This is a genomic window from Variovorax sp. 10N420 (assembly GCF_056394705.1).
Genome location: NZ_JBFTIJ010000001.1, coordinates 20,117 through 45,024 on the forward strand (window position 1 = coordinate 20,117; position 24,908 = coordinate 45,024).

The 24,908-nt window shown below is 64.6% G+C and carries 23 protein-coding genes; 14 read left to right on the forward strand and 9 right to left on the reverse strand.

Annotated features, from left to right (window positions below; all coding sequences use genetic code 11):
• Positions 1–7 precede the first annotated feature (7 nt).
• The gene (locus AC1DEK_RS00110; RefSeq protein ID WP_478123170.1) at positions 8–1,189 is read right to left on the reverse strand and encodes an MFS transporter; all 1,182 of its coding nucleotides are present in this window, start codon (positions 1,187–1,189) and stop codon (positions 8–10) included.
• 97 nt (positions 1,190–1,286) lie between these two features.
• Between AC1DEK_RS00110 and AC1DEK_RS00115 the strand changes: the two genes are divergently transcribed.
• Genes AC1DEK_RS00115 through AC1DEK_RS00140 form a run of 6 tightly spaced genes read left to right on the forward strand, consistent with a single transcriptional unit; the run spans position 1,287 to position 6,377 of the window.
• Positions 1,287–2,207: a LysR family transcriptional regulator gene (locus tag AC1DEK_RS00115; protein WP_478123171.1), complete on the forward strand. Its 921-nt coding sequence runs from the start codon at positions 1,287–1,289 to the stop codon at positions 2,205–2,207.
• Complete coding sequence (locus AC1DEK_RS00120; RefSeq protein WP_478123172.1) at positions 2,204–2,827, forward strand: paraquat-inducible protein A; 624 nt, start codon at positions 2,204–2,206, stop codon at positions 2,825–2,827. The genes AC1DEK_RS00115 and AC1DEK_RS00120 overlap by 4 nt, the downstream gene beginning before the upstream one ends.
• A complete protein-coding gene (locus AC1DEK_RS00125) occupies positions 2,824–3,519 on the forward strand; it encodes a paraquat-inducible protein A (protein ID WP_478123173.1) in 696 nt (231 codons plus the stop codon). Before AC1DEK_RS00120 ends, AC1DEK_RS00125 begins: the two co-directional genes overlap by 4 nt.
• Positions 3,516–5,153: a PqiB family protein gene (locus tag AC1DEK_RS00130; protein WP_478123174.1), complete on the forward strand. Its 1,638-nt coding sequence runs from the start codon at positions 3,516–3,518 to the stop codon at positions 5,151–5,153. Before AC1DEK_RS00125 ends, AC1DEK_RS00130 begins: the two co-directional genes overlap by 4 nt.
• Positions 5,150–5,812 carry a PqiC family protein gene (locus AC1DEK_RS00135; RefSeq protein ID WP_478123175.1) on the forward strand — a complete coding sequence of 221 codons (663 nt, stop codon included), beginning with the start codon at positions 5,150–5,152 and terminating at the stop codon, positions 5,810–5,812. The genes AC1DEK_RS00130 and AC1DEK_RS00135 overlap by 4 nt, the downstream gene beginning before the upstream one ends.
• A gap of 22 nt (positions 5,813–5,834) precedes the next feature.
• The gene (locus AC1DEK_RS00140) at positions 5,835–6,377 is read left to right on the forward strand and encodes a methylated-DNA--[protein]-cysteine S-methyltransferase (RefSeq protein ID WP_478123176.1); all 543 of its coding nucleotides are present in this window, start codon (positions 5,835–5,837) and stop codon (positions 6,375–6,377) included.
• A 2-nt stretch (positions 6,378–6,379) separates the two neighbouring features.
• On the opposite strand, the gene AC1DEK_RS00145 is transcribed toward AC1DEK_RS00140, so the two are convergent.
• The gene (locus tag AC1DEK_RS00145; RefSeq protein ID WP_478123177.1) at positions 6,380–6,592 is read right to left on the reverse strand and encodes a hypothetical protein; all 213 of its coding nucleotides are present in this window, start codon (positions 6,590–6,592) and stop codon (positions 6,380–6,382) included.
• A 173-nt stretch (positions 6,593–6,765) separates the two neighbouring features.
• Between AC1DEK_RS00145 and AC1DEK_RS00150 the strand changes: the two genes are divergently transcribed.
• Genes AC1DEK_RS00150 through AC1DEK_RS00165 form a run of 4 tightly spaced genes read left to right on the forward strand, consistent with a single transcriptional unit; the run spans position 6,766 to position 11,981 of the window.
• Entirely contained in the window at positions 6,766–8,598 is a 1,833-nt protein-coding gene (locus tag AC1DEK_RS00150) for an FAD-dependent oxidoreductase (protein WP_478123178.1), read from the forward strand.
• 2 nt (positions 8,599–8,600) lie between these two features.
• On the forward strand, positions 8,601–10,445 hold the full coding sequence (locus AC1DEK_RS00155; protein ID WP_478123955.1) for a 2-oxoacid:acceptor oxidoreductase subunit alpha: 1,845 nt from the start codon (positions 8,601–8,603) through the stop codon (positions 10,443–10,445).
• A complete protein-coding gene (locus AC1DEK_RS00160; protein ID WP_478123179.1) occupies positions 10,442–11,497 on the forward strand; it encodes a 2-oxoacid:ferredoxin oxidoreductase subunit beta in 1,056 nt (351 codons plus the stop codon). The genes AC1DEK_RS00155 and AC1DEK_RS00160 overlap by 4 nt, the downstream gene beginning before the upstream one ends.
• A gap of 46 nt (positions 11,498–11,543) precedes the next feature.
• Positions 11,544–11,981, forward strand: coding sequence for a CBS domain-containing protein (locus AC1DEK_RS00165; RefSeq protein ID WP_478123180.1), 438 nt, complete (start codon positions 11,544–11,546; stop codon positions 11,979–11,981).
• Between the two features lie 22 nt (positions 11,982–12,003).
• Here AC1DEK_RS00165 and AC1DEK_RS00170 read toward each other — a convergent pair whose 3' ends face one another.
• The gene (locus tag AC1DEK_RS00170; RefSeq protein ID WP_478123181.1) at positions 12,004–12,231 is read right to left on the reverse strand and encodes a hypothetical protein; all 228 of its coding nucleotides are present in this window, start codon (positions 12,229–12,231) and stop codon (positions 12,004–12,006) included.
• A gap of 427 nt (positions 12,232–12,658) precedes the next feature.
• The gene (locus AC1DEK_RS00175; protein WP_478123182.1) at positions 12,659–14,848 is read right to left on the reverse strand and encodes an Ig-like domain-containing protein; all 2,190 of its coding nucleotides are present in this window, start codon (positions 14,846–14,848) and stop codon (positions 12,659–12,661) included.
• Between the two features lie 312 nt (positions 14,849–15,160).
• On the opposite strand from AC1DEK_RS00175, the gene AC1DEK_RS00180 reads away from it, so the two are divergent.
• Positions 15,161–16,606 (forward strand): MFS transporter, encoded by a 1,446-nt coding sequence (locus AC1DEK_RS00180; RefSeq protein WP_478123183.1) that lies wholly within the window; start codon positions 15,161–15,163, stop codon positions 16,604–16,606.
• A 17-nt stretch (positions 16,607–16,623) separates the two neighbouring features.
• Here AC1DEK_RS00180 and AC1DEK_RS00185 read toward each other — a convergent pair whose 3' ends face one another.
• A complete protein-coding gene (locus AC1DEK_RS00185; protein WP_478123184.1) occupies positions 16,624–18,078 on the reverse strand; it encodes an alpha/beta hydrolase in 1,455 nt (484 codons plus the stop codon).
• Positions 18,079–18,174: 96 nt separating this feature from the next.
• Here AC1DEK_RS00185 and AC1DEK_RS00190 point away from each other — a divergent pair, with 96 nt between their 5' ends.
• On the forward strand, positions 18,175–19,773 hold the full coding sequence (locus AC1DEK_RS00190) for an MFS transporter (protein WP_478123185.1): 1,599 nt from the start codon (positions 18,175–18,177) through the stop codon (positions 19,771–19,773).
• 29 nt (positions 19,774–19,802) lie between these two features.
• Here the strand turns inward: AC1DEK_RS00190 and AC1DEK_RS00195 are convergent, their stop codons facing one another.
• The 3 genes from AC1DEK_RS00195 to kdsA all read right to left on the reverse strand — a co-directional run bounded on the left by AC1DEK_RS00195 (position 19,803) and on the right by kdsA (position 22,442).
• Positions 19,803–21,041 (reverse strand): NRAMP family divalent metal transporter, encoded by a 1,239-nt coding sequence (locus AC1DEK_RS00195; protein ID WP_478123186.1) that lies wholly within the window; start codon positions 21,039–21,041, stop codon positions 19,803–19,805.
• Positions 21,038–21,511, reverse strand: coding sequence for a hypothetical protein (locus AC1DEK_RS00200; RefSeq protein WP_478123187.1), 474 nt, complete (start codon positions 21,509–21,511; stop codon positions 21,038–21,040). The genes AC1DEK_RS00195 and AC1DEK_RS00200 overlap by 4 nt, the downstream gene beginning before the upstream one ends.
• Before the next feature lie 79 nt (positions 21,512–21,590).
• Positions 21,591–22,442 carry a 3-deoxy-8-phosphooctulonate synthase gene (kdsA, locus tag AC1DEK_RS00205; protein WP_478123188.1) on the reverse strand — a complete coding sequence of 284 codons (852 nt, stop codon included), beginning with the start codon at positions 22,440–22,442 and terminating at the stop codon, positions 21,591–21,593.
• A gap of 191 nt (positions 22,443–22,633) precedes the next feature.
• Here kdsA and AC1DEK_RS00210 point away from each other — a divergent pair, with 191 nt between their 5' ends.
• Together AC1DEK_RS00210 and AC1DEK_RS00215 are read left to right on the forward strand one after the other, a co-directional pair.
• Positions 22,634–23,104 carry a VOC family protein gene (locus tag AC1DEK_RS00210; protein WP_478123189.1) on the forward strand — a complete coding sequence of 157 codons (471 nt, stop codon included), beginning with the start codon at positions 22,634–22,636 and terminating at the stop codon, positions 23,102–23,104.
• A gap of 115 nt (positions 23,105–23,219) precedes the next feature.
• Positions 23,220–23,582 (forward strand): hypothetical protein, encoded by a 363-nt coding sequence (locus tag AC1DEK_RS00215; RefSeq protein ID WP_478123190.1) that lies wholly within the window; start codon positions 23,220–23,222, stop codon positions 23,580–23,582.
• Between the two features lie 12 nt (positions 23,583–23,594).
• On the opposite strand, the gene AC1DEK_RS00220 is transcribed toward AC1DEK_RS00215, so the two are convergent.
• Entirely contained in the window at positions 23,595–24,884 is a 1,290-nt protein-coding gene (locus tag AC1DEK_RS00220) for an MFS transporter (protein ID WP_478123191.1), read from the reverse strand.
• Positions 24,885–24,908: the final 24 nt, after the last annotated feature.

The window sequence follows — 24,908 nt, forward strand, 5'->3', positions numbered from 1 at the left end:
GTTCGCCTCAGGCGCCGGCAACCGCGCAAGCGGGTAGCGCTTCGCGACGGTCCAGCGCGCGGCTCCAGAGTGCAATCGCCAAGCCTGCGAGCGTGATCAGCGCCGCTGCCCAGCCGAGCGCCGAAAGTCCAGGCCCGCGATCGATCACCACGCCGCCCACCCACGCGCCGAGCGCATTGCCAAGATTGAAGGCAGCGATGTTGAGGCTGGACGCGAGGTTCTGTCCCGCGCCGGAAGCCTTCTCCAGAACGCGCATCTGAAGCGGCGCAACCGTGGCGAAGGACACGATGCCGAGCAGCAGCACGAACGCGATGGCGGTGACGGGCGTGTGGATGAGCCACTGCATCGCGCCGAGCACCACGACCAATGCGAGCAGCGATCCCAGTAGCGCCGGCATCAGCGCACGGTCCGCGAGCTTGCCGCCGAGCAGATTGCCGATCGCAAGGCCGCCACCGAACACCAGCAGGATGGGCGACACCGCCGCTTCGGAGACGCCGGTGATTTGCGTCAGCAGCGGCTGGATGTAAGTGAACACGAGAAACACCCCCGCAAAGCCGAGCACGGTCATGGCGAGCCCCAGCAGTACCTGTGGCCGGGCCAGCACAGCGATCTCGTCGCGCAGCGGGGCGTGCCGGGTTTCAGCCTTGCCGCGCGGCACGAAAACAGCCAGCACGATAAAGGCGATGACGCCGATCAGCGCCACGGCCCAGAAAGTGGCGCGCCAGCCGAAGTGCAGGCCGAGCCATGCGCCAGCCGGCACGCCAAGCAGTGTGGCGGCAGTGAGGCCCGTGAACATGATCGAAATCGCCGAAGCGCGGCGCTCGGGCGGCACGAGCCCCGTCGCGACCACCGAGCCGACGCCGAAGAAGGTGCCGTGCGCGAGCGACGTGACGACGCGTGCGGCCATCAGCATCTCGTAGTTGGCCGCGAGGGCACAGGCGATGTTGCCGATCGTGAACACTGCCATCAGCGCGAGCAGCACGGTCTTGCGGGGCAATCGGCGAGTGGCGATGGTCAGCAACGGCGCACCGACTGCAACGCCGATCGCGTAGCCGGAAATCAGCAGACCGGCAGAGGCGATGGAGACATGAAGATCCGACGAAACCTGCATCAGCAGGCCCATGATGACGAATTCGGTGGTGCCTATTCCGAAGGCGCCGGCGGTGAGGGCAAGTAGAGCGATGGGCATGATGTTCCGTACTGTGCCGTCGCCTGCCTTCAATGACTAGAATGCCGCTCGGAATTGCAACTGTGAGTTCAAGTCACATATACCGACCGCCCCATCCATGCCACGCATCGAGGTAAATCGTTCCGGTGAAATGGAAGCCTTCGTCCAGATCGTGGAGCGAGGCAGCTTTTCCGCAGGCGCTCGCGTGCTGGGGATGACTCCATCGGCGATCAGCAAGCTCATTGCCCGGCTGGAGGCGCGGCTCGCAACCCAATTGGTGCATCGTTCCACCCGCAAGCTGCAACTCACGCCGGAGGGCCGGAATTTCTACGAGCGCAGCGTGCGCGTGCTGGCCGATATGGACGAGGCCGAACGCTCCGCCGCGGCCGGGGCGCTGCCGCGCGGCCGAGTCAGCATCAACGCCAGTGTTTCGTTCGGTCAGCACGTGCTTGTGCCGCTCGTTCCGCGCTTTCTGGAGCAATACCCGGAAGTGACGCTGGACATCGTGGTCACCGACCGCGTGGTCGACCTCATCGACGAGCGCACCGACGTGGCGATTCGCTGGGGCGAATTGCCCGCATCCGATCTCGTCGCGCGCCGTCTTGGTGCAACCCGGCAGGCCATCGTCGCCTCGCCCGCCTATCTGGAACGCTACGGCACGCCGCGTACCCCGCAGGAACTGGAGGCGCACAACCGCCTCGGCTTCAGCTACCGGCGCACGATTCCTGATTGGCCCTTGCGTGTCGACGGCAAGGCGATCGACATGCCCATTGCAGGCAACGTGCGGGCCGGCGATGGCGAAACGCTTCGCGCGCTGCTGATTGCTGGCGTCGGGCTGGGCCGGCTGTCGCTCTATCACGTGCAGTCGGACATCGACGAAGGCAGACTGACGCCCGTGATGGAAGAGTTCAATCCGGGCGACATCGCACCCATTCACGCGGTCTATCTCGGCAAGGCGGGCCGTCTGCCGGCGCGGGTGCGCGCATTGCTTGACTTTCTGGTCGCCAACGTCGCGGACAATGGGCGGCCGAAGCCATGAAAGAAGTACCCGACGCCATCGTCTGCGAAGGCTGCGACGCCATCTACCGGCGCGTGCCGCTGGCTGCGCGCGAGGTCTCGCGCTGCCCGCGCTGCGGCACCGAACTCGACCGTTGCTCCGGGGACCTGAATGCGCGCGTGCTGCCGCTGACCGTTGCTTGCCTGATCCTTTTCACCATCGCCAATCTCTTTCCGATCGTCGAGATCCAGCTCCAGGGGCTGACGAGCGAAACGACGCTGGCAGGCGCCGTCATCGCGCTGACGACCGAGGGCATGTCGCCGGTGGCGCTGCTGGTGCTGGCGACCACCATCCTGTTTCCGTTGATGCAGCTTTGCATCCTCTTCTATCTGCTGGTGCCGATGGCGTACGAACGGCGCCCGACCGGATTCACGGTGCTGGTGAACGCGCTGCAGGCGCTTCGGCCCTGGGGAATGATCGAGGTGTTTCTGCTGGGGGTGCTGGTCGCGATCATCAAGCTCGGCAGCATGGCCAAGGTCATACCGGGGCCGGCGCTCTGGGCCTTCGTGGCGCTGACGGTGCTGTTGACTGCAGTGCTGTCGTTCAACCCCCGGTCCTTCTGGGAAATGGCTTTCGAGCCGCGCGCGGGACAGGACGAATGAACGACAACGCTGCGCCGCAGCCCGCCGAGCCCGTCGAGACCGCCGCCGAGCGCGGCCTGATGAGCTGCCATCACTGCAGCGCCGTCTGGGAAGGCGCGCAAGAGGGCGAACGCTGCGGGCGCTGCAGCACGCGCCTGCATACGCGCAAGCCCGACAGCATCAATCGCACCTGGGCGTTGCTGGTCGCGGCGGCCATCCTCTATCTGCCCGCCAACATGCTGCCGGTGATGATCACCAAGAGCCTCTTCGGCACGCAGCAGGACACCATCCTCAGCGGGGTGATCTATTTCTGGGTGTCGGGCGCCTACGGCCTTGCCGCGCTGATCTTCATCGCGAGCTTTCTGGTGCCGCTCTTCAAGCTGACGGCATTGACGCTGCTGAACCTCATGGCGCAGCGCGGCAGCGACTGGCGCCAGCTGGAGCGTGCCAAGCTCTACCGCGTTCTCGAAGTCATCGGGCGATGGTCGATGCTCGACGTGTTCGTGGTGTCGCTGCTGGCCGGGCTGGTGCGCATCCAGGGCTTCGCCGAGATCACCGCGGGCGTCGGCATCGCTGCCTTCGGCGCGGTGGTGGTGCTGACAATGCTGGCGTCGATCAGCTTCGATCCGCGCCTGACGTGGGACATGCGCAAGACTCGCCGGAGCCCGGCGGCGTCGGACGAGCCAATGAAGACAAGTGAAGGAACCCTATGACGACACCTCCGCTGGCGCCACCAGTGGTCGCGAGACGACGAAACTGGCTGCCGTCGCTGGTCTGGCTGATCCCCATCGTGGCCGCGCTGGTCGGCATCACGCTGGTCGCGCGCATCCTGATGGAGCGCGGCCCTGAAATCGTGCTGACCTTCCGCACCGCGGAGGGCCTGGAAGCCGGCAAGACGGCGGTCAAGTACAAGGACGTGCAGATCGGCACGGTGCAGACGATTCGGCTCGCCAACGACCGGTCTCATGTGCGCGTGCTGGTCCAGCTCCGGAAGGAGGCCTCGGCCTTCACCGCCAAGGACACGCGCTTCTGGGTGGTCAGGCCGCGGCTCGATACCTCCGGAATCTCCGGATTGGGGACGCTGCTTTCCGGTGCCTACATCGGCGCCGATGCAGGCACGTCGGAAGACACGGCCGGCGAATTCACCGGGCTGGAGGTCCCGCCCATCGTCACGCGCGATGCCTCGGGGCGGCAGTTCATGCTGCACGCGCGCGACATCGGCTCGCTCGACATCGGCTCGCCGGTGTATTTCAGGCGCATCAAGGTCGGGCAGGTTGCCGCCTTCGAACTCGACGGCGACGGGCGCGGCGTGACGATGCGGGTCTTCATCAACGCGCCTTATGACAAGTTCGTCGGCGTCAACACGCGCTTCTGGCATGCCAGCGGCTTCGACGTCGAACTGGGCGCCGGCGGGCTGAAAGTGCGTACGCAGTCGCTGGTCACTGTGTTGCTGGGCGGCATCGCCTTCCAGTCCCCCGACGATGTGAGCGGGCCAGTCGCACAAGAGAACGCCGCTTTCACGCTCGCGAGCGACGAGGTCATGGCCATGAAGGAGCCTGACGGTCCGTCGCAGACCTTCCTGCTGTATTTCAACCAGTCGCTCCGCGGGCTTTCGCCGGGTGCGCCGGTCGATTTCCGGGGCGTGGTCATCGGCGAGGTCAAGTCGATCGGTGTCGAGTTCGATGTGGGCGAACGTGCCTTCAGGATGCCGGTGGTGGTGCAGATCTATCCGGACCGCCTGAGGCGCAGGGTCGCCGCGGCCGCTGCAACAGGCGCACCGTCTTCGTCGCGCTTTGCGCAGGCAACGCCGGAAGAGCGCTGGAATTTCCTGATCGGCAAGGGGCTCCGCGCCCAGTTGCGCACCGGCAACCTGCTGACGGGGCAGGTGTATGTCGCAATGGATTTCTTCCCGGAAGCGGCGAAGGTCAAGTTCGATTCGAGGCAGTCGCCGATCGAGTTCCCGACTGTTCCCAACAGCCTCGATGAGCTGCAGTCGCAGGTCACGGACATCATGCGCAAGGTCAACAAGGTGCCGTTCGACGAGCTCAGCGCCGATCTGCGCAAGACGCTGGCGTCGATGAACAGGACGCTCGGCAGCACGGAGCAACTCGCGAAGACGCTCAACAACGATGTGTCGCCAGAGATGGCGGCCGCCATGCGAGATGTGCGGCGCACGCTCAACTCGGCGGAAAAGACCATCTCCGACGATTCGCCGCTGCAACAGGACCTGCGGCAGACGCTGCAGGAAGTCACGCGCGCGGCAGGCTCGCTGCGCGTGCTGACCGACTACCTGGAACGCCATCCCGAATCACTGATCCGCGGCAAGCCGGAGGACAAGCAGAAATGATGACGACGACAACCAAAGCTGCTACGGCAAGACTCCGACTCGCCGCGATGGCATCGGCCCTGGGATTGGCGCTCCTGGGGTCCGGCTGCGGCAGCACCGGTGGGCCCCAGTACTACAGCCTCGCCGAGACTTCGGCTTCGACCAAAGCGCCTGCGGCAAGCGCCGCCGCGCCGGCTTACATCGAGCTGGCGCCCATCGCAATGCCCGAGCGCTTCGCGCGGCCGCAAATGGTCGTCCGCAAGAAGGGTGCCCCGGGCAGCCCCGCCGTCGACATCCTCGAAGATCACCGCTGGTCATCCTCTTTCGAGAACGAAATGCGCGACGCGCTGGGCAGCAGCATCGCCAGCCGTCTCGGCGCCGTGGACGTGACCAAGACGGGCCGCCAGCGCGGCCAGCCGGCAACGCGCATCGCGGTGCAATTGGGTCAGTTCGACGCGGTGGAGGGCAGCGGTGTCGAGGCCAGCTTTACATGGACAGTCCGCCGCACCGACGAAGGACCGGCCACGGGCTGCCAGTTGTCCATTTCGGAGCCGGTCGGCGCCGGATTCGACGCCTTGGCGCAAGGTGCGCAGCGCGTGACCGCGAAGCTGGCCGATGCGATCGCCGGCAGCGTTTCGGCCATCAAGGCCAATCAGGTGCCGGCCTGCGCGGCGGTCTGAAAACTTCAAGGCGGCCATGATCATGAGCCCCGACGGTTTCGCGCTGTTTCCGACCGCCATCGGCGCGTGCGGCATCGCGTGGGGCCCGCGCGGCATCGTCGGCGTGCAACTGCCCGAAGCAGAGGAGGAAGCCACTCGCTCCCACATGGCGCGGCGCTATCCGCAGACGAGCGAGTCCGAGCCGCCTCTGGATGTGCAGCGCGCCATGGCCGCCATTCGTGCGCTGCTGGATGGCGAGCCGCTCGACCTTGCGGACATCCAACTCGATTTCGACGGCATCAGCGATTTTCATCAGCGGGTGTATGCAATTGCGCGCCGGATTCGGCCGGGCCGCACACGAACCTACGGCGACATTGCGGAAGAACTCGGCGACAAGGGCCTTGCACGGGCTGTAGGACAAGCACTCGGGCTCAACCCCTTTGCGCCCGTGGTGCCGTGTCATCGCGTCCTGGCCGCAGGCGGCAAATGGGGCGGCTTTTCGGCGCCGGGCGGCACGGCGTCGAAGCTGCGCATGCTTGCGATCGAAGGCGCACGCCCGGAAAGCGATACGGCGCCCTTGTTCTAGCCCTAGGGGTGCGCCTCGATCTTGCCTTCGCGCACGTACCGCTCGTACTCGGCGATCGGAATGGCGGTGATCTGCGGATTGCCGCCGTCCCCCCAGCTGATCACCGCGCTGTCGAACGAAAGGTTCACTTCGACCGGGCCTTTGGGGATTTGGATCAAGGGGCCGTCACCGGCGCGGTACTCGACTTCGCCAGTGACATTTGCGTTCGCGGACATTGCATCGACTCCTCGGTGTGCGGGGTGGAAGCGAGTCAGTGTATCGGGGGCGCGACGAGCGTGCCTTGCTGCGGGGTTTCACCAAGAGCCCTGTTTGCCGCGCGCGGCGCATACTGGCGAAAACCCGCGTCGGCCCCATCCCCGGGGCCGCGAGCGGCAGCCAGGAGACCGCATTGCAGCGAACCGATATTGCCAACCCGGCCTATTTCCACAAGGTCGTCGATTGCCAGTACGCCTGTCCGGCGCACACCCCCGTCCCCGAATACATCCGACTGATCGCGCAGCGCCGCTACGGCGATGCCTACATGATCAATTGGGTCTCCAATGTGTTTCCGGGAATCCTCGGGCGCACCTGCGATCGCCCGTGCGAGCCGGCCTGCCGCCGGGGGCGCGTGGAAGAAAGCAACGCCAAGGACCCGGAACCGGTGGCGATCTGCAGGCTCAAGCGCGTGGCCGCCGACATGAAGGAAGACGTCCGCGCGCGCATGCCGAAGATCGACGCAAAGAACGGCAAGCGCATTGCCTGCGTGGGTGCCGGGCCGGCTTCGCTTACTGTGGCGCGCGACCTCGCACCGTTGGGCTATGAGGTCACGGTGTTCGACAGTGATGCGAAGGCGGGCGGATTCATTCGCACGCAGATCCCGCGCTTTCGGCTGCCCGAGACGGTCATCGACGAGGAGACCGGCTACATCCTGGACCTGGGTGTCGAGTTTCGCGGCGGTGAGCGCATCGAGTCGATGAAGTCGCTGATGGCGCAGGGCTGGGACGCCATCTTCATTGGCTGTGGCGCGCCGCGCGGACGCGACCTCGACCTGCCCGGACGCGCGGAGGCTGCAGCCGGCATCCACATCGGCATCGACTGGCTCAATTCAGTGTCGTTCGGGCACGTCACGAGCATCGGCCAGCGTGTGATCGTGCTGGGCGGCGGCAATACGGCGATGGATTGCTGTCGCTCGGCGCGGCGTCTCGGCGGCGTCGACGTGAAGGTCATCGTCCGCAGCGGCTTCGACGAGATGAAGGCGTCGCCCTGGGAAAAGGAAGACGCGCAGCACGAGGGCATACCGATCATCAACTTCCATGTGCCGAAGGCTTTCGTGCACGAAGACGGCAAGCTGGTGGGCATGCGCTTCGAGATCGTCCGTGCCGCTTATGACGACAAGGGCCGGCGCTCGCTCGTGCCCACGGGCGATCCGGAAGTCTTCTTCGAATGCGACGAAGTGCTCGTGGCGGTCGGTCAGGAGAATGCATTTCCGTGGATCGAGCGCGACTGCGGAATCGCCTTCGACAAGTCTGGCTTGCCCGTGCTGGACGCGAAGACCTTCCGCTCGACCGCGCCCCACGTTTTCTTTGGTGGCGATGCGGCTTTCGGGCCCAAGAACATCATCACGGCCGTCGCGCACGGGCATGAAGCGGCGGTGTCGATCGACCGGATGCTCCATGGCCAGGATGTCGGCGTCCGGCCCGCGCCGATGACCAACCTCGTCTCGCAGAAGATGGGCATCCATGAGTGGAGCTACGACAACGACACGTCGAACGACTTGCGCTTCCGCGTGCCATGGGCCAAGGCGGAGACCGCGCTGGCGAGCATCCGCGTCGAGGTCGAATTGGGCTTCGATGCCGCGACGGCTTTCAAGGAAGCCGAACGCTGCCTCAACTGCGACGTGCAGACGGTCTTTACCGAAGTCGCCTGCATCGAATGCGATGCCTGCGTGGACATCTGCCCGATGGATTGCATCACCTTCACCCAGAACGGCGAGGAGGCGGACTTGCGGCCTCGGCTGAAAGCGCCCGCGCTGAACCTCGCACAGGACCTCTACATTTCCGGCGGACTGAAAACCGGGCGGGTGATGGTCAAGGACGAGGATGTCTGCCTGCACTGCGGCTTGTGCGCCGAGCGTTGCCCCACGGGTGCCTGGGACATGCAGAAGTTCCTGCTGAAGATGACGCCGGCGGGGCCTAAGTCTCGCGATGCGCAGCCCGCGCCGAAGCAGGGAGTGCCCGCATGAGCATGAGCATCAGGCAGATCGAAGCGGTCAACGATTTCGTCATCAAGTTCGCCAACGTCAACGGCTCGGGCTCGGCCTCGGCCAACGAGCTTTTCGCGAAGGCGATCCTGCGAATGGGCGTGCCGGTGAGCCCGCGCAACATCTTTCCGAGCAACATCCAGGGACTGCCGACCTGGTACGAGGTGCGGGTGTCGGAGCAGGGCCACATGGGACGGCGCGGTGGCACGGACATGATGGTCGCGATGAATCCGCAGACCTGGGACGCCGACGTGGCCGAACTGGAGCCGGGCGGCTACCTGTTCTACGACAGCACGCGGGCGCTGCCGCCATCGAAGTTTCGCGATGACATCCGCGTGATCGGCATGCCGCTGACCGAGATCTGCAATGCGGTCTATCACGACCCGAGGCAGCGGCAGCTTTTCAAGAACATCGTCTACGTCGGTGCGCTGGCCGTGCTGTTGGGCATCGAGCCCGAGGTGGTCGAAAAACTGCTCGGCGAGCAATACAAGGGCAAGGAGAAGCTGCTTGCCTCCAACGTACAGGCGCTGCATCTGGGATGCGACTTCGCGCGCGAGCATTTGCGCGCGGCGGTCGGCTTGCAGGTGCGGCGCGCTGATCGGGTTGGCGACCGGATCTTCGTCGACGGCAACAGTGCCGCGGCGCTCGGCTGCGTCTATGGCGGCGCGACGGTCGCGGCCTGGTATCCGATCACGCCGTCATCCTCGGTGGCCGAAGCCTTCCAGAAGTACTGCTCCAAGTTTCGTGTCGACCCGGCCACCGGCCAGCATCGCTTTGCCATTGTCCAAGCGGAAGACGAGCTTGCCTCCATCGGCATGGTCGTCGGGGCAGGGTGGAACGGCGCGCGCGCCTTCACGGCAACTTCAGGGCCCGGCATCTCGCTGATGACGGAGTTCATCGGGCTGGCGTACTTCGCGGAGATTCCGGTCACGCTCATCAATGTGCAACGCGGAGGGCCTTCCACCGGCATGCCGACGCGCACGCAGCAAGCGGACATCCTCTCGTGCGCCTATGCGTCGCATGGCGACACCAAGCACGTGCTGCTGTTTCCGGAAGACCCGCACGAGTGCTTCGAGCACGCGGCGGCCGCGCTCGACCTGGCCGATCGGCTGCAGACGCCGGTGTTCCTCATGACCGACCTGGACATCGGCATGAACCAGCGCCTGTGCAAGCCTTTTGAGTGGGACGACGCCCGCGATTACGACCGCGGCAAGGTCATGACCGCGGAGGAATTGGAGGCGGGCAGGGACTTCGGCCGCTACAAGGACGTCGATGGCGACGGCATTCCGTGGCGCACCCTGCCGGGGACGCATCCGACCAAGGGCAGCTTCTTCACGCGCGGAACGACGCGCGACGCCTATGCACGGTATTCGGAGCGCGGGCCCGACTACGTCTACAACATGGAGCGTCTGCTGAAGAAGTTCGCGACTGCCGCCACGATGGTGCCGCAGCCGGTGCTTCGACCTGCTGCAGAGAAGACGCGGTTGGGAGTGATCTACTTCGGGTCGACCAGCCCGTCCATGGACGAAGCGCTGGAGGCGCTCGAGCAACGCGGCGTTCATCTGGACGCGATGCGGCTGCGGGCCTTTCCGTTTCCTCAGAGCGTGCCGCAGTTCCTCGCGGACCACGACGAAGTGTTCGTCGTCGAGCAGAACCGCGACGCCCAGATGCGCAGCCTGCTGATCAACGAACTGGACGCCGACCCGCGCAGGCTCATCCGGGTCCTGCATTTCGACGGCACACCCATCACGGCCCGCTTCGTCATCGAGGCCATCGACGCGCACGTGTGCAAGAAGGCCCAAGTCGCCGACAAGAAGGAGATTGCATGACGTATCTCGCGAAGCCCCGTCTGCGCCATCCGACCTTGGCCGTGAACAAGGTCGGCTACACGCGGCGCGACTACGAGGGCAAGATTTCGACCCTGTGCGCCGGCTGCGGACACGACTCGATTTCCGCTGCCATCATCGAAGCCTGCTGGGAACTGGACATCGAGCCGCATCGTGTCGCGAAGCTGTCGGGCATTGGGTGCAGCTCGAAGACGCCGGACTATTTCCTCGGCGCGTCGCACGGCTTCAACACCGTGCATGGCCGCATGCCCAGCGTGCTGACCGGCGCGAACCTCGCCAACCGCGATCTGCTCTACCTGGGTGTTTCCGGCGACGGCGATTCGGCCTCCATCGGCCTTGGCCAGTTCGCGCATGCGATGCGGCGCGGCGTGCGCATGGCCTACATCGTGGAGAACAACGGCGTCTACGGCCTGACCAAGGGCCAGTTCTCGGCCACGGCGGACACAGGCTCGAAGAGCAAGAAGGGCGTCGTCAACACCGACAGCCCCGTCGATCTGGTCGCGATGGCACTGCAACTGGGCGCCACCTACGTCGGGCGCGGCTTTTCTGGCAACAAGGCGCAGCTGGTGCCGTTGATCAAGGGCGCGATCAGCCACGGCGGCGCTGCCTTCATCGACGTGATCAGCCCCTGCGTCGCCTTCAACAACCACCCCGGAAGCACGAAGAGTTACGACTACGTGCGTGAACACAACGAAGCGGTGAGCCGCATCGATTTCATCAGCGAACGCGACGAAATCACCGTCGACCTGGCGCCCGGCGAAGTGATGGACGTTCGCCAGCACGATGGAAGCCTGCTGCGGCTTCGCAGTCTGCATCAGGGCTACAACCCCGGCGATCGGCATGCCGCGATGGCGTATATGCAGCGGCACCACGAGATGGGCGAGGTCGTCACGGGCCTGCTCTACGTCGATCCGCTCGCGACCGACCTGCACACGGCGCTCAACACCAGTGCGCGGCCTCTCAACGCGTTGGGTCCGGCGGAGCTGTGTCCGGGAGCTGGTGCGCTGGAGCGGCTCAACATCTCCTTGCGCTGACCGGAAGCAAGACGCACCATAGCGCCTGGCTGTTGGAGGAAACACCATGGACGAACGCACCGTCTTCCAGTCCATCTCGCGCAAACACGTGATCAGCCTGAGCCCGCAGGCCACGGTGCGCGATGCCGCCTGCGTGATGACGCGCGCCAGTTGTGGCAGCGTGCTCATCATGGAACCGCCCGATATCCTGCTGGGCATCCTGACCGAGCGCGATCTGATGACGCGGGTGCTGGCCCGGGGGCTCGATCCCGACCGCACGCCGACGCGCGAGGTCATGACGCCCAATCCGATTTGCGTAGCGCCGGAAACACGCGTGTCCGACGCCATCGTGCTGATGCTGGAGCGGGGCTTTCGCCATCTGCCGCTGGTGTCGGGCAAGAAGATCCTTGGCGTGTTCTCGGTCCGCGACGCCCTGCCGCGGGAGCTTGGCGCGGCGATCAGCCAGACGGAATTCCATGAGCAGGTGAACGACGTTCTTGGCTAGACGCGGCCGGAATCTTGCCCGGCTAAGGCGACCGGTGCAGCCTTGGCGCGGAGAGCGCCTCCAGGCTTTCTGTCACGGCGATGTCGACATTGCTCCAGCGGCCCGTCAGGTGCGCAGCCGTGAGCGCTTTTTGCAGCGCGCGCAGTTCACGAACGCCTGGAGCCACCTTGATCTGCGCGATGGCCGCGTCGGGATTGCCGGCGCGAAGCAACGCCATGATCTTGTCGGGCCAGGGGGAAGAGGATGCCAAAGCGATCTTCACTTTCAGGTGGGGGCGAGGAGCACGCATTGTGTACCGGTGCCCCGGCTGGCGCCACAAACAAGAAGGCCTCGTGCATTGCTGTACGAGGCCATGGGAAGAACACTGAAAGGGAGATTTGCCGGCTCAGTCTGGCTCAGTTTTCGTCGATGATCTTGGAGGTCTTGACGCCGTGAAAAACGAGGGCGCCGGCTGCGCCGAGAACGATCAAAAGGGTCAGCATGAAATTACTTCGCTTCAAGGGGTGGTCACAAGGAAGTGATTTTGGGGTAAACCCTAATCTACTGCCTCGGACCCCTCGCTTGACCACAATGCGCGTAGGCACGTGCATCAAGTGACTTGCAAAACCTGCTGATCGCGGTCGCTATTTGGCTTCGCGGCTTCCCTTTTCATGGTCCTGGGGTGAAGGAAGTCATCATCACGGCAGGAAATTGAGTGATTCAGGCAGCGGCGGATTCACGGGCATCTCGAACACCGGACCGGCGCCGTCTGGATCGATGATCTGCGCACCATCGGTCGCGAAGAACACGGCCATCTGCGTCTGTGCAGCGACAGCGAATGGTGCGGCCGCCGGAACGGCGATATTGGTGAGGAAGGTGTGCGGGTTCTTGCCGACGGCACCTGACGTGGCGGCAAAGGCCAGATCGTTGCGATAGAACAAGGCGCGATCCGCCAATTGCCCAGCCCGAATCAGGGCAGTGGTCGTCGGATTCGGAACTGTCTCGTCGCCCTTCGCAAACTGCACGATCACCGGCTTGGGGCCGTTGCCCGGCAGCGGCTGCTTGCGGATGTATGGCGCGTAAGACACCGGATTGCCCGTCTGCTGAGCCCACGTGCTGTGTTCGAGAACCTCCTGGATCGCCGTGGACCCCGGCACGTCGTTCACCAGCGGCGGCAGGTCTCGCAGCGGAACGTTCTCGTTGAAGTTGAGGTTGTAGGGCGCGGGAACATTCGGCGTCGGCGGCAGATTGAGCAATTGCGGCTGGCGCGTTGCGAGCGCAACCGCCGTCAGCACCCGGAAACCGCCAAGCCGTGCGACTTCGGGAATCGAGCCGCCAGGCACGTTCGGAATACCCGCTCTCACCGCGCCCTCGACCCCGAGAAAGATGGTGCCGTAGATGCCGCCGAAGGACTGACCTGCGTAGTAGATGCGGCTCTTGTCGATGTCGACCGAGCCGTCGCCGTCAATGTCGATGCCGGCCTGGATCTGCCGCACCAGTTGCATCAGGTCGACGACCGTCTGGCGCAGGCCGTCGCGGCTGGACACCAGCGACAGCGCGCCGACTGCGCTCACCCCTTCGGTCGAATCGATGATGCCGTTGCCGTCCTGATCGAAACCGCGGCCACCGGACGGCACCACGACTGGCGCACCGGCCTTGGGCACGACGTTGAGCGTGCCCGATGCGCCGCCGCCATGTCCCACGACACTGATCGCCATGGTTGCGATTCCCCTGGAGGCGAACACCGACGCCACGGTCCATGGCGCGCCATACATGCTGTCGGTGAAGCCGTGCCCGAAGATCGCCACCGGCCAACCACCCGGCGGACGCGCGCCGCTCGGCAGGAAGACTTCGACCACCAGGTCATTGGTGGACTGCGGCGCTGGATGCCCGAGCAAGGTGCCCGTCGGCGGAATGACCTGGGCGGCATTCTCATAGTTGGGCGAGCGGAACTTGCCGAACGCGATGCGCCCGACCGCGCCCGGCACAACATTCAATGCGGTGGTCGGGACGGTCGAAGTCGTGAACGCAGGCGCGGTGCCCGTCTGCTGCACCCATTGAATGCCAGTCAGGTCGGCCACCGGAAACACGGCGCGCACCGGGCTGCCATTGGCATTGCCGATCACGAAATTCACTGGGCCCGGCGTGGAGCGCCGGATTTGCTCTCGGATCTTCAACAGGTCGGCGCTGATGCTTTGCGTGGTGAACAGGCTCAGCGCGACCAGCCGGTTGCGGCCGGGCTGGACCCAGCGTTGAGCGCCCTGAAGAGCTCCGCGGTAATCCATGCTGTCGCGGTCTTGCGCTTCGCCGCGGCCGAGGGGCAGGCCCAGCCGCGCAAAGGCGCCTCCTTCGATGGGGTCGCCTGCCTTGTCGCGAATCCCGCTGGTCACCACCAGCAAATAGCGCGAGTGCTCCTGCAGGAGTTGGTCGGATTCGACGACCAGCGTCTTCGCGGCGGTATCCCACGACACCTGGTTGATGCCGACCTTGTGGCCGAACCCTGCGCCGGAGAGCGTGTCGCCCAGGTTCAACAGGTACATCGTGTCGCTGTTGACCGTCGACAAGTCGATGTCGCCCGTGAAAGGCACGGTGATCCGGGGCTGCGTATTGAAGCCGTCGAGCGTATTGAGGACGTCGATGTCCTGGCAATCGGACACTCGCACAGCGCAATTGGGCTTCGGAAGATTGACGCGCTTGAATGTGTTCTGCGTCCAGTCCGGCTGCGTGAACCGGTCACTCGGAAATGGGCTGGTGCTCGGACTGGAAAAATCAAGCTTGACGCTGACTCCCGCGGCGAATGAAAGGATGGGAGCCGAGAACGTGAGCGCGAGCGCCATTGCCGCGAGGCGGAGCGGTCGAACCGGGAATCCAGATTGCAGATCCTGCATGTTGTCTCCTTACCGAACTGTCGTTGGTGCAGCAAGGAAGCCGAGGACGGGTCGGCCGCGAAATACCCGCCGACGGTTCTTATATCTTCTGGGCGGGCTGGTGACCAGTTGGGGATAGTCCGCCCCTGGGGTCGCCGCTGGCCGGCATGATCTGGCGATCGCTTGCCGCTGGCTCTAGCACAGCACGCCGCTTCATGCTGCCGATGGCCCATCGACTCCTTGGCGACAATGCGTGGATGAATTGCTTGTGCTCCCCGTGCTCCTCGAAGATCGCCATCGCCCCCAAGACCTCCAAACACAAGGCGACCGCGTATGCAGCAAGCTGAAACGATGCCGACGTCGCACCTTTCCGCCTCCGTCGTGCGCGACGGGTTGCCCCAGCCGCAGCGCTGGCAAGCGATGCTGGTCATCATCCTGGGCATCGCCGTGGCGGTGCTCGACGGCACCATCGTGAACCTCGCCCTGCCGGGCATCGCGCACCAACTCAACGCCAACGCATCGCATGCGATCTGGGTGATCAACGCCTACCAGATCGCCACCTTGGTCATGTTGCTGCCATTGGCATCGCTCGGTGACCTGTTCGGCTACCGGCGGGTGTATTTGCTGGGCATGGTGTTGTTCGCGGTCGCCTCGCTTTTCGCGACGCTGGCGGATTCGCTGGGCACGCTGATTGCCGCACGCGCCCTGCAGGGCCTGGGCGCCGCCGGGATCATGAGTGTCAATGCGGCCTTGGTCCGACTGATCTTTCCGCGCGACCAGCTGGGGCGCGGAATGGCGATCAACTCGATGGTCGTGGCGACGGCATCGGTGGCCGGGCCTTCGGTTGCCGCAGGGATCCTGTCCGTGGCGTCATGGCCTTGGCTCTTTGCGCTGAACGTGCCGCTGGGCGCGCTGGTGTTGGTGCTGGGCTACCGATCTCTGCCGGCGAGCGAAAGCGCTTCGGCTTCGGGCTCGAGATTCTCCGTCGTGGACGTGCTGCTCAACATATTGATGTTCGCGCTGATCTTCATCGGCGCCGACCGGCTGGGCGTGCGCGAAGGCGCCGTGGGGCAGGCGGGCACCACTGCCGGCGCATGGGCGCTGCTGATCGGCGGCGTGGCGGTGGGCTTCATTTATGTGCGCCGACAGCTCAAGCTGACGCTGCCGCTCTTTCCGGTCGATCTGCTGCGGATTCCGGTGTTCGCGCTGTCGATGGGCACCTCGGTTGGCGCCTTCTGCGCGCAGATGCTTTCTTTCATCGCGTTGCCTTTCCTGCTGCTCGAAACCTATGGCAAGTCGCATTTCGAAGCGGGCCTGTTGATCACCGCCTGGCCGCTGGCGATCGTTTTCATGGCGCCGATCGCGGGCCGGCTGATCGGCAAGTACCCGGACGGATTGCTCGGCGGCATCGGCTTGGCGCTGCTCGCCACAGGGCTGGCCCTGCTCGCCGCCTTGCCCGCGCATCCAACCAACGTGGACATCGCATGGCGCATGGTTCTGTGCGGCCTTGGCTTCGGCTTGTTCCAGTCGCCGAACAACCACACCATCGTGACCTCGCCGCCGCCGCATCGCAGCGGTGCCGCGAGCGGCATGCTGGGTACCGCACGGCTCACGGGCCAGACGCTCGGTGCGGCGGCGCTGGCTGGCATCTTCAGCGTCTGGAGCCCGCACGAGGGCAGGGGACAGGTCATCGCGCTGGCGCTGGCCGCCACTTGCGCCGCGGTGGCGGCGGTTTGCAGCACGCTGCGCACTCGCCAGCCTGCGCCTCGGCACGCCTGAGGCGGCGTTCTTCGTTCTTATTTGGCGGGGATGACTTCGGCGATCCGCTCCGCCATGTAAGGAAAGAACGGGTTCGAAGACAGCCGCGACAGCGAGTCCAGGCTGATGATGAGCGCACCGCGCTCGCCGCGAACCGCCAGCGCGCCGAGATTGACGCCGAACTCGTCGTTGTTCCCGGGCCGCATGCCGTAGAGCGGATCGTCCATGGGGAAGGGGAGCGCGAGGTGCGACAACGAGAACACCTCCAGCGGAAACTCCAGGTCGAGGCTGCGCGTCTGCTCCGTCGTGGCGCCGGCTTCGGTGACGCGCTCCACCACCTGGCGGCTGTCCGGTCCCCGGTTGGTGATCACCGTCGAGCGGAAATTCCTCGGCGCCGGCGGCAACACCCGGTCGAGCCGCAGGTCGCTGCCCGACCGCAGCAGTGGGCCAAACTTGATGCTGCGGTTCAGGTCGAAGAGCACCAGTTCGCTCCCATTGCTGGGCAGGCGCGCATACATGCCGGTGACGATCGCGCGGGTGCTGACGGTGAAGTCGATCAGCGACTGGAAGGTGAGGATCGGCGGCAGCTTGGCAAGATTGCCCGCGCTTTCTTCGCGGGCGAGGTGCGCACGCAGGTCGCGCGTGAGCAGTGACGACTGCCGTGCGCCGTTCACCGGGAAGGAGTTGTACTTGAACGGATTGAACTCCGGAACGATGCCCAGCCACGCTGCCTTGGCGAAGGCAGGAAAAATAGCCGGCCAGCCGAACACGCCTGCAAAGCGCGACAGTTCGGTGATGCCGATCATCGGCGCGATGAGGATCAGCCGATCAGGCCGCGCCAGGTTCGAATCGTCCAGCCCGTCGAGCGCGAACTTCATCGCCAGCGCGCCGCCATTCGAGAAGCCGACGACGTGCAGAGGCAAGGGCGCCGCCACGCGCCGGCGCGCTTCCCTGACAGCGAGGCGCGTTGCCTCGGACCAATCTTCCCAATCGACATGCGTCAGGCCCGAAGGCACTGTGCCGTGGCCCGGCAAGCGAATTGCCACGACCACAAATCCGCGATCCCGGTACATGCCCGCGATGTGCCGAAGGCTGTATGGCGAATCGGTCAATCCGTGCAGAAGCACGACGGCCCCGCGCGGCGTGCCTTGCGGTTCGAGGATGTATGAGCGGTTCCAGTCCTGCGCGAAGTGGCCCGGATAGATCGGGCTTCCAGTGAAGTAGCGATTGCTCGGAACCTGCGCCTCGGGTGGCAGCTGTTCGGTCACGTGGGTGCGAACCTCTTCGAGCGCCTTGTTCTCGGCCGCGATGTAGGTCGCCCAGTCAGCCTTGCGAAGCTCGTCGCGCGAGAGTTCGTGCGGCACGTAGGTGTGCCAGAGTTCGAGCGGCGGCCCACGCTGAATGTCGTAAGTGCGCAGTGCGACTGCGGTCACGATGACGATGCCCACCACCAACGCAGTCCATTTCAGAAGCCTCGCCAACCGGGATACCATGATTGCCCTTCTCGTGCATGCAGCGGGCAAGCGACACGTCGTCGGCACCCGCGCGCAATCTATCACGAGGTTCTGCTCGGCATTGAGGTTCATCCCATGAGTCAGATCGGCAAGCCACCGGGCAACGACGCTCTCATTCGCGTCGGCTGCGAGCCGGCAGGTTGCCCGCCGGCATCCAAGCCATGGGTGCTGGCCGCGGCGATCGTCGGTTCGAGCATGGCCTTCATCGATGGCACGGTGGTCAACGTGGCCTTGCCCGCCATACAGGCGGACCTGCACGCGACCGCATTCCAGGCGCAATGGGTCGTGGAGTCGTACGCGTTGTTTCTTGCGGCGCTCTTGCTTGTCGGCGGATCGCTGGGCGATCATTTCGGACGGCGCAGAATTTTTGCCATTGGCGTCGGGCTCTTCGCACTGGCCTCCATCGGCTGCGCAATGGCGGGTAGCGTGCAGCAGCTCATCGTTGCGCGTGCCGTGCAGGGGATTGGCGGTGCGATGCTGGTGCCCGGCAGTCTCGCGCTCATCAGTGCGTCCTTTCCCGAAAAGGAACGCGGGCGCGCTATCGGAACATGGTCCGGGTTCAGCGGCATCACTGCAGCGATTGGTCCGGTGGCAGGCGGATTCCTTGTCGATCACTATTCGTGGATCTGGGCGTTCCTGGTGAATGTGCCCATGGCGGCGATCGTGCTGCTGATCGTGTGGCGCCATGTGCCTGAAAGCCGCGGCGGAGATTCGGCGGCGCCCCTCGATCTATGGGGCGCGGCGCTTGCAACGATCGCGCTGGGCGGCGTCGTGTACGCATTCATCGAGGCGCCGACGCAAGGCTGGTCGTCAGTGCCGGTGATTTCAGCATTGGTCATCGGGGTTGGGGCGAGCATTGCGTTCGTCATCGTCGAGCTGCGGGTGCGTTCGCCGATGCTGCCGTTGTCGCTGCTGCGCATTGCCAACTTCGGCGGCGCGAATCTGCTGACTTTGCTGTTGTATGCAGCGCTGGGTGGCGGCTTGTATTTTTTCCCCCTCAATCTCATTCAGGTGCAAGGCTATTCGGCCACAGCGGCGGGCGCTGCATTCTTGCCGTTCATCCTCATCATGTTCGCGCTGTCTGGCTGGGCAGGGCAGTTGGTCGATCGGTTCGGCTCGCGATTGCCCTTGGTGATCGGGCCGAGCATTGCGGCCGTGGGCTTCGCGCTCCTTGCGCTGCCGGGGGTTGGTGTCAACTATTGGACGGCCTTCTTTCCGGCAGTGGTAGCGCTGGGTTTCGGCATGACGATCACGGTCGCGCCATTGACGACCACGGTGATGAATGCAGTGGGGCCCGATCTTGCGGGGATCGCATCGGGGGTGAACAACGCTGTGTCGCGCACGGCCTCTGTGTTGGCGATTGCGGTGTTCGGCGTCGTCATGGCCTGGGCCTTCGATGCGCGCCTTGCCGAAGGGCTGCGCGAGGTCGGTGCATCCGCACAAGCGGCTGCGTTCGTTGAAGCGCAGCGCAGTCAGTTGGCCGGCGCGAGGTTGCCCGAGGGGATCGACGCCGCGGCGGCTGCGGCCTTGAGACAGACGGTGAATGCGTCGTTTGTATCGGGGTTTCGATGGGTGATGGTGTTGTGTTCGGGGTTGGCGCTGATGAGTGCCTTGAGTGCGTGGGTGATGATCGGGCGCGGGCCGCGTGCGGTGACTGCCCCCGGCGTCGGCTGATAGGTGCGACTCCCGCTCGCGTCTTCCGCCTAGCCGCGCTGACCCATGTCTGTCGCGATCATCAACGGCACCGCCGCGACAGCGACGACGCAGATGATCACGAAGTACAGCCAGCCGAGCATTTGGATGAAGCCGGAGTTGGCATGTTGGCCCATGCGTGTGCGGTCGCCCGCCAGCTTGAGAATAGGGTAGTAGCTGAACGGCAGCACTACGACGGCGAAGATGACCGAATACTCCACGATGTCCACCGGATTGACCACGGTCGAGGCGATCGCCGCGCCCGCCACAATGCAGGTTACCCACGCGAGCGTGAAGCGTGGCACTTCGCGCGGCCGTTTGCTCTTGCCCCAGGGCCATCCGAAAAACTGTGCGATGTTGTAGCCCGCCGCCAAGGCCGTTTCCACCGCAGCGCCCCCCACAGCAAAGAAAACACCGCAGAGCGCCAGTACGAAGCCGTTGCGGCCCAGTGTCGCTCCGGCAGACAGCAGCGCGGTACCGAGGTGTTGCGGATCAATCCCTTGAGGCAGAAACATGGCTGCACCCACCACCATGAGCGACATGGTCAGCACGCCGCCTAGAGCGAAGCCCACGCCAGCCGTGACCTTGTTGACCGTCAGGTCCTTCGGCGTCCAGCCGTCCTCGATCCCACCCGACGAGTAGAAGTAAACCTCGTATGGCATCAGCAGCGAGCTGAGCACACCCACGGCGTAATAGGCGTACACCGCCAAGCCCGGTTGCCCCGGGGCAGGCGGCCCGGGCAGCAGCCCGCGCGCAGCGGCATGCCAGTCGGGGCCGAGGCGCCATGCAGCGGCTACGTAGACAAGCAATGTCAGTCCGAGAATGCCGAACAACCGTTCGATCCAGCGAAAGGGAAGAACAAAGACGGTCAACAACAGCAAGCCGCTGGCGGCCAGCAGCATGAGCCGAAAATCCAATCCGAACAGGACCTGCAGGATGATCGCCATGCCGCCGATTTCGGCCGCGCAGGTGAGCAGGTTCACCAAGTTGGAGGCGACCAGAATCACGAGAGCCGGCCGAAAACGGAAGTGCTCGCGCACGATCTCGAAGGTCGGCTTCTTGATGACGGCGGCGATGCGGCCGGACATCTCACCGTACAACGCGATGCCAACCGTGCCAAGCAGCACCGCCCATAGCAGCGCATATCCGAACTTCGCGCCTCCCGCGATCGCGAATACCAATTCGCCGATGTCGACGAAGCCGCCCAGCGCGGTCATCACACCCAATAACAGTTCCAGCCACTGGCTCACTGGGGCTCCTCGAGCGATTGGGCACGGCGCCCGAGTTCGCCGAAGGTCGAAACGAGCGCGATGAGCTGCTCCGGATCGTCACGCGACGGCCCGATGCGCGCAAGCGCAGATTCCACGAGCCCGTCGACAGCGGCCACCTGCTCAACGCGGGCCTGAAGCGCGGGCGGCACGTGCCGGTGCAGGTCGCGCCGGATCTGCAACGCATGCTCCTGGAGTGCACGCTGGTGCGTCCACACGAAGTTCTCGTTCACGTGGCCCTCTGCAAACAACTTTGCCATCAGCGCTGATTCGGCGGCGAGGCTTGAGACAGCGCGGGCAGCCTGGCGCAGATCTGCGGGATCGAGTTCAGCGCGTGGTGCGTTGCAGCCTCCTGCCAGCATCGCGGTGGCGGCCACGACGGCGACGGTGATGCGCAGGCCTCCATTGAATGAACCTCCAATTGCAGGGAACAGGCGCGGGCGCGTTCGCATGAGAGGAGGGTATGGGTCGCGTCTCATCCCGTGGTGTAGGCCCACAGCCCGGAAAACTGCATGCCCTTGTCGGGTTCGTTCAGGGAAGGATATGGAGCGGTGCGAACGACTTCACCAGGTCGTCCAAAGCCTTCAACTGCGCGAGGAAAGGCTCCAACTGATCCAGCGGCAGAGCGCTGGGACCGTCGCATTTGGCCTGCGTTGGGTCAGGATGAGCTTCAAGAAAAAGGCCCGCCAAGCCCACGGCCAAGCCGGCACGCGCCAGTTCAACCACTTGCTCGCGTCGCCCGCCAGAGACAGCGGCATTCGCCTCGCGTTGCTGGAGGGCATGGGTAACGTCGAAGATGACGGGCAAGTTCCCGGTGACCTTCTTCATGGCACCGAAGCCAAGCATGTCCACGACCAGGTTGTCGTAGCCGAAGCAGGTTCCTCGGTCGCACAGGATGACGGGAGAATTCCCGGCCTCCCTGATTTTTTCGACAATGTTGAGCACCTGCGGCGGACTCAGGAACTGAGGCTTCTTGACGTTGATGACCTTGCCCGTCCTGGCAAGAGCGACGACCAGATCAGTCTGGCGGGCGAGAAATGCAGGTAGCTGTAGAACGTCCGCCACTTCGGCGACGGGATTCGCCTGCCATGGCTCGTGCACGTCGGTGAGGACGGGAACGCCGAACTCTGCCTTGACGGCCTCGAAGATCCTCAGGCCCTCTTGTAAACCGGGACCTCGATACGAATGGATAGACGAGCGATTTGCTTTGTCGAAACTTGCCTTGAAGACGTAGGGGATGCCAAGCTTCCGCGTGACGCGGACGTATTCCTGCGCGGCACGCAGTGCCATGTCTTTCGACTCGAGTACGTTGACGCCGCCAAACAGCACAAAGGCATTGGTGTTGCAGACATTGATTGCGGAGGTGATGGCGACGGTCGACACGGCGAGTTCTCCTGGAGTGTTCCTCATATTCTCGCGCTCCCTTCGGCCAAGAAATCGTGCTCTTGAGAACGGGAGAGCGGTCAGCAGAGCCATGAAGGTTTAGCATGCTCCGGCGGTCGCGACTGGCTGTAGCCGGCCCAAAATTGATAGCCTGGAAGTCCCGATCGAAACATAGAAAAAGGAGAATCCGAATGAGTGATGTCTACCGCCCCAAAGGGCTTTCAAGCGCAGTGACCTATCAAGATCCAAAGGCTGCTTACCGCTGGCTCGAAACCGCATTCGGGTTTGAGCCGCTTTTCGTGATTCTTGATGGCGACGGCAATCTTGTTCATTCTGAAATGTCATTCGGCAATTCGGTCGTCATGATTGGTAGCCAATGGAGCGACGACCACAAGAGTCCTCGCGCCATCGGCGGCAAGAATACCCAGTCTGTCCATGTGCAACTCGCGCAAGGCGAGGATCTCGACGCGCACTGCGCGCGTGCACGGGGGGCCGGCGCCATCATCTTGCAGGAGCCTGCAACTCAGTTTTACGGCGATCGGACCTATCGCGCGAAAGATCCCGAGGGCCATATCTGGACTTTCGGCGTGACCGTTCAAAAGCTGACGCCTGAACAATGGGACAAGGCGAGCGGACTCACAACCCGGGCGCGGCTCGACTGACAGCAAAAGGTGTGGTATTTCGCGCTCGACCGCAATTGTGGAGAGACAAGGCTGCCTGTGAGGCGGTTTCACCGATCGTTGCCGATAGGATCACCACACCCACTTCAAAGTCAACATGACCAAGCGCAATACTGAAACCATCCTGCGCACCTACGGCTTCTGGATCCTGTCGTCACTGCGCGATGAATGTCGCGAGTTCCTCGAAGCAAACACGCTCAAGGAATTGATCGAGAGCCCTGGCAACCTGCGGTCGACGGCGCTGTTTCGCGATCAGGCGGATGGAACGGTCGAGGTGGTCATCCTGGCGTTGTGGGACTCGATGGACAGCGTCAAAGCGTTCCTCGGCAAGCAGGACTTGCGCAAGCCCAGGATCGATCCGACAGTTCACGCCAAGCTTTTCGACCGTGAGCCCTACGTGCGGCAGTACGCGCTTTCCGACCCGGACGCGCTTTCGCTGATCCCGCCGGGCTGGAGGTAGGACTGCCACTCGTTATTGGGGAGCCACCACCGCCTCATCGACCGCACGGATCGGCGTCCCCACCCAAGCCAGCACCGCGGCCACCACCAACAGCAACCCCGAGCCCGCGAACAACTGCGGCAACGACACCACCCGCAACAGCCACCCTGCAGCCGCCGAAGCCACGGGCACGAGCCCCATGAAGATGAACATGAACAGGCTCATCGAGCGGCCCAGCATGGCGGGCGGCACGCGCTTCTGCACCCAGGTGAATACCGCCACCTGCATGAAGCCGCCGAGCACACCCACCAGCATCATCAGCAAGGCGCCCTGCCAAGCGGCGGTGATGCCGCCCATGGGCACGAACAGCAGCCCGATGGCAATGTCGGCCAGCAGCACGCTGGTACCCAGAGTGCCGATGCGCAGTCCCGGCCGCAGTCCAGACATCACCATGCCGAGCAAGGCGCCTGCGCCGTGGCCCCCAAGCATCACCCCGAGGGCCGAAGCGCCCAGCGCGGGCCGGCTTTCCGCCAGCACCGGCAGCGCGATTTGCAACGGACCCAGGACCAGCAATGCGACCGCAGCCCAATAGAGATAGAGGGTGCGCAGCTGCGCATCGTCCCAGACGTGCCGCATGCCGCTGACCATGGAGGCCCAGATCGGCGCGTGCCGCGCGGGGTCCGTCGGAAGGGCGCGCATCTTCACCTGGGCGAGTGTCCAGGCGGAGAGGGCGAAGCTGACGGCGTCGAGCGCGAGAGCCGCCGCGACTCCACCTGCGTCCTGCACGCCACCCGAGCCGCCGCCGAACACCGCGATCAGCACGCCCGCCGCGAGTGGCCCGACGAACATGCTCAGCTGGCGCACGCCCATCATCACGCCGTTGGCGGCACCCAGTTGCGCGGGAGGCAAAGCGTGCGGCAGGATCGACGTCCCGGATGGAATGCTGAAGGCACTGCTGATGCCCAGCGCCAGCGACAACGCGTAGATTGCTGGCAGCGTCAGCGCGCCTCGCCACACGCCCAGCGCCAGCAGCGCCAGCAGCACGAAGTTGACGTGCTTGGTGAGCATCAACACGCGCTGCGGCGAGAAGCGGTCGACCACCGCGCCGCCCACCAGGATGAATACGGCGCGCGGAATGCCCACCAGCGCCAGCACGGTACCCAGCGCCACGGTGTCGCCGGTCAGGCGCAGCACCAGCCAAGGCAGCGCGAGCAGGGTGAATTGGTCGCCCAGCAGCGAGATGGCACTGCCGGTTATCAGCCAGCGGAAGTTTCGGTCCTGGAAAAGGGCCGCGCGCGCGGCCGGGTCTGTCTTCGTCGTCATGTCGGTCCTCTGTAACGGGGCCGA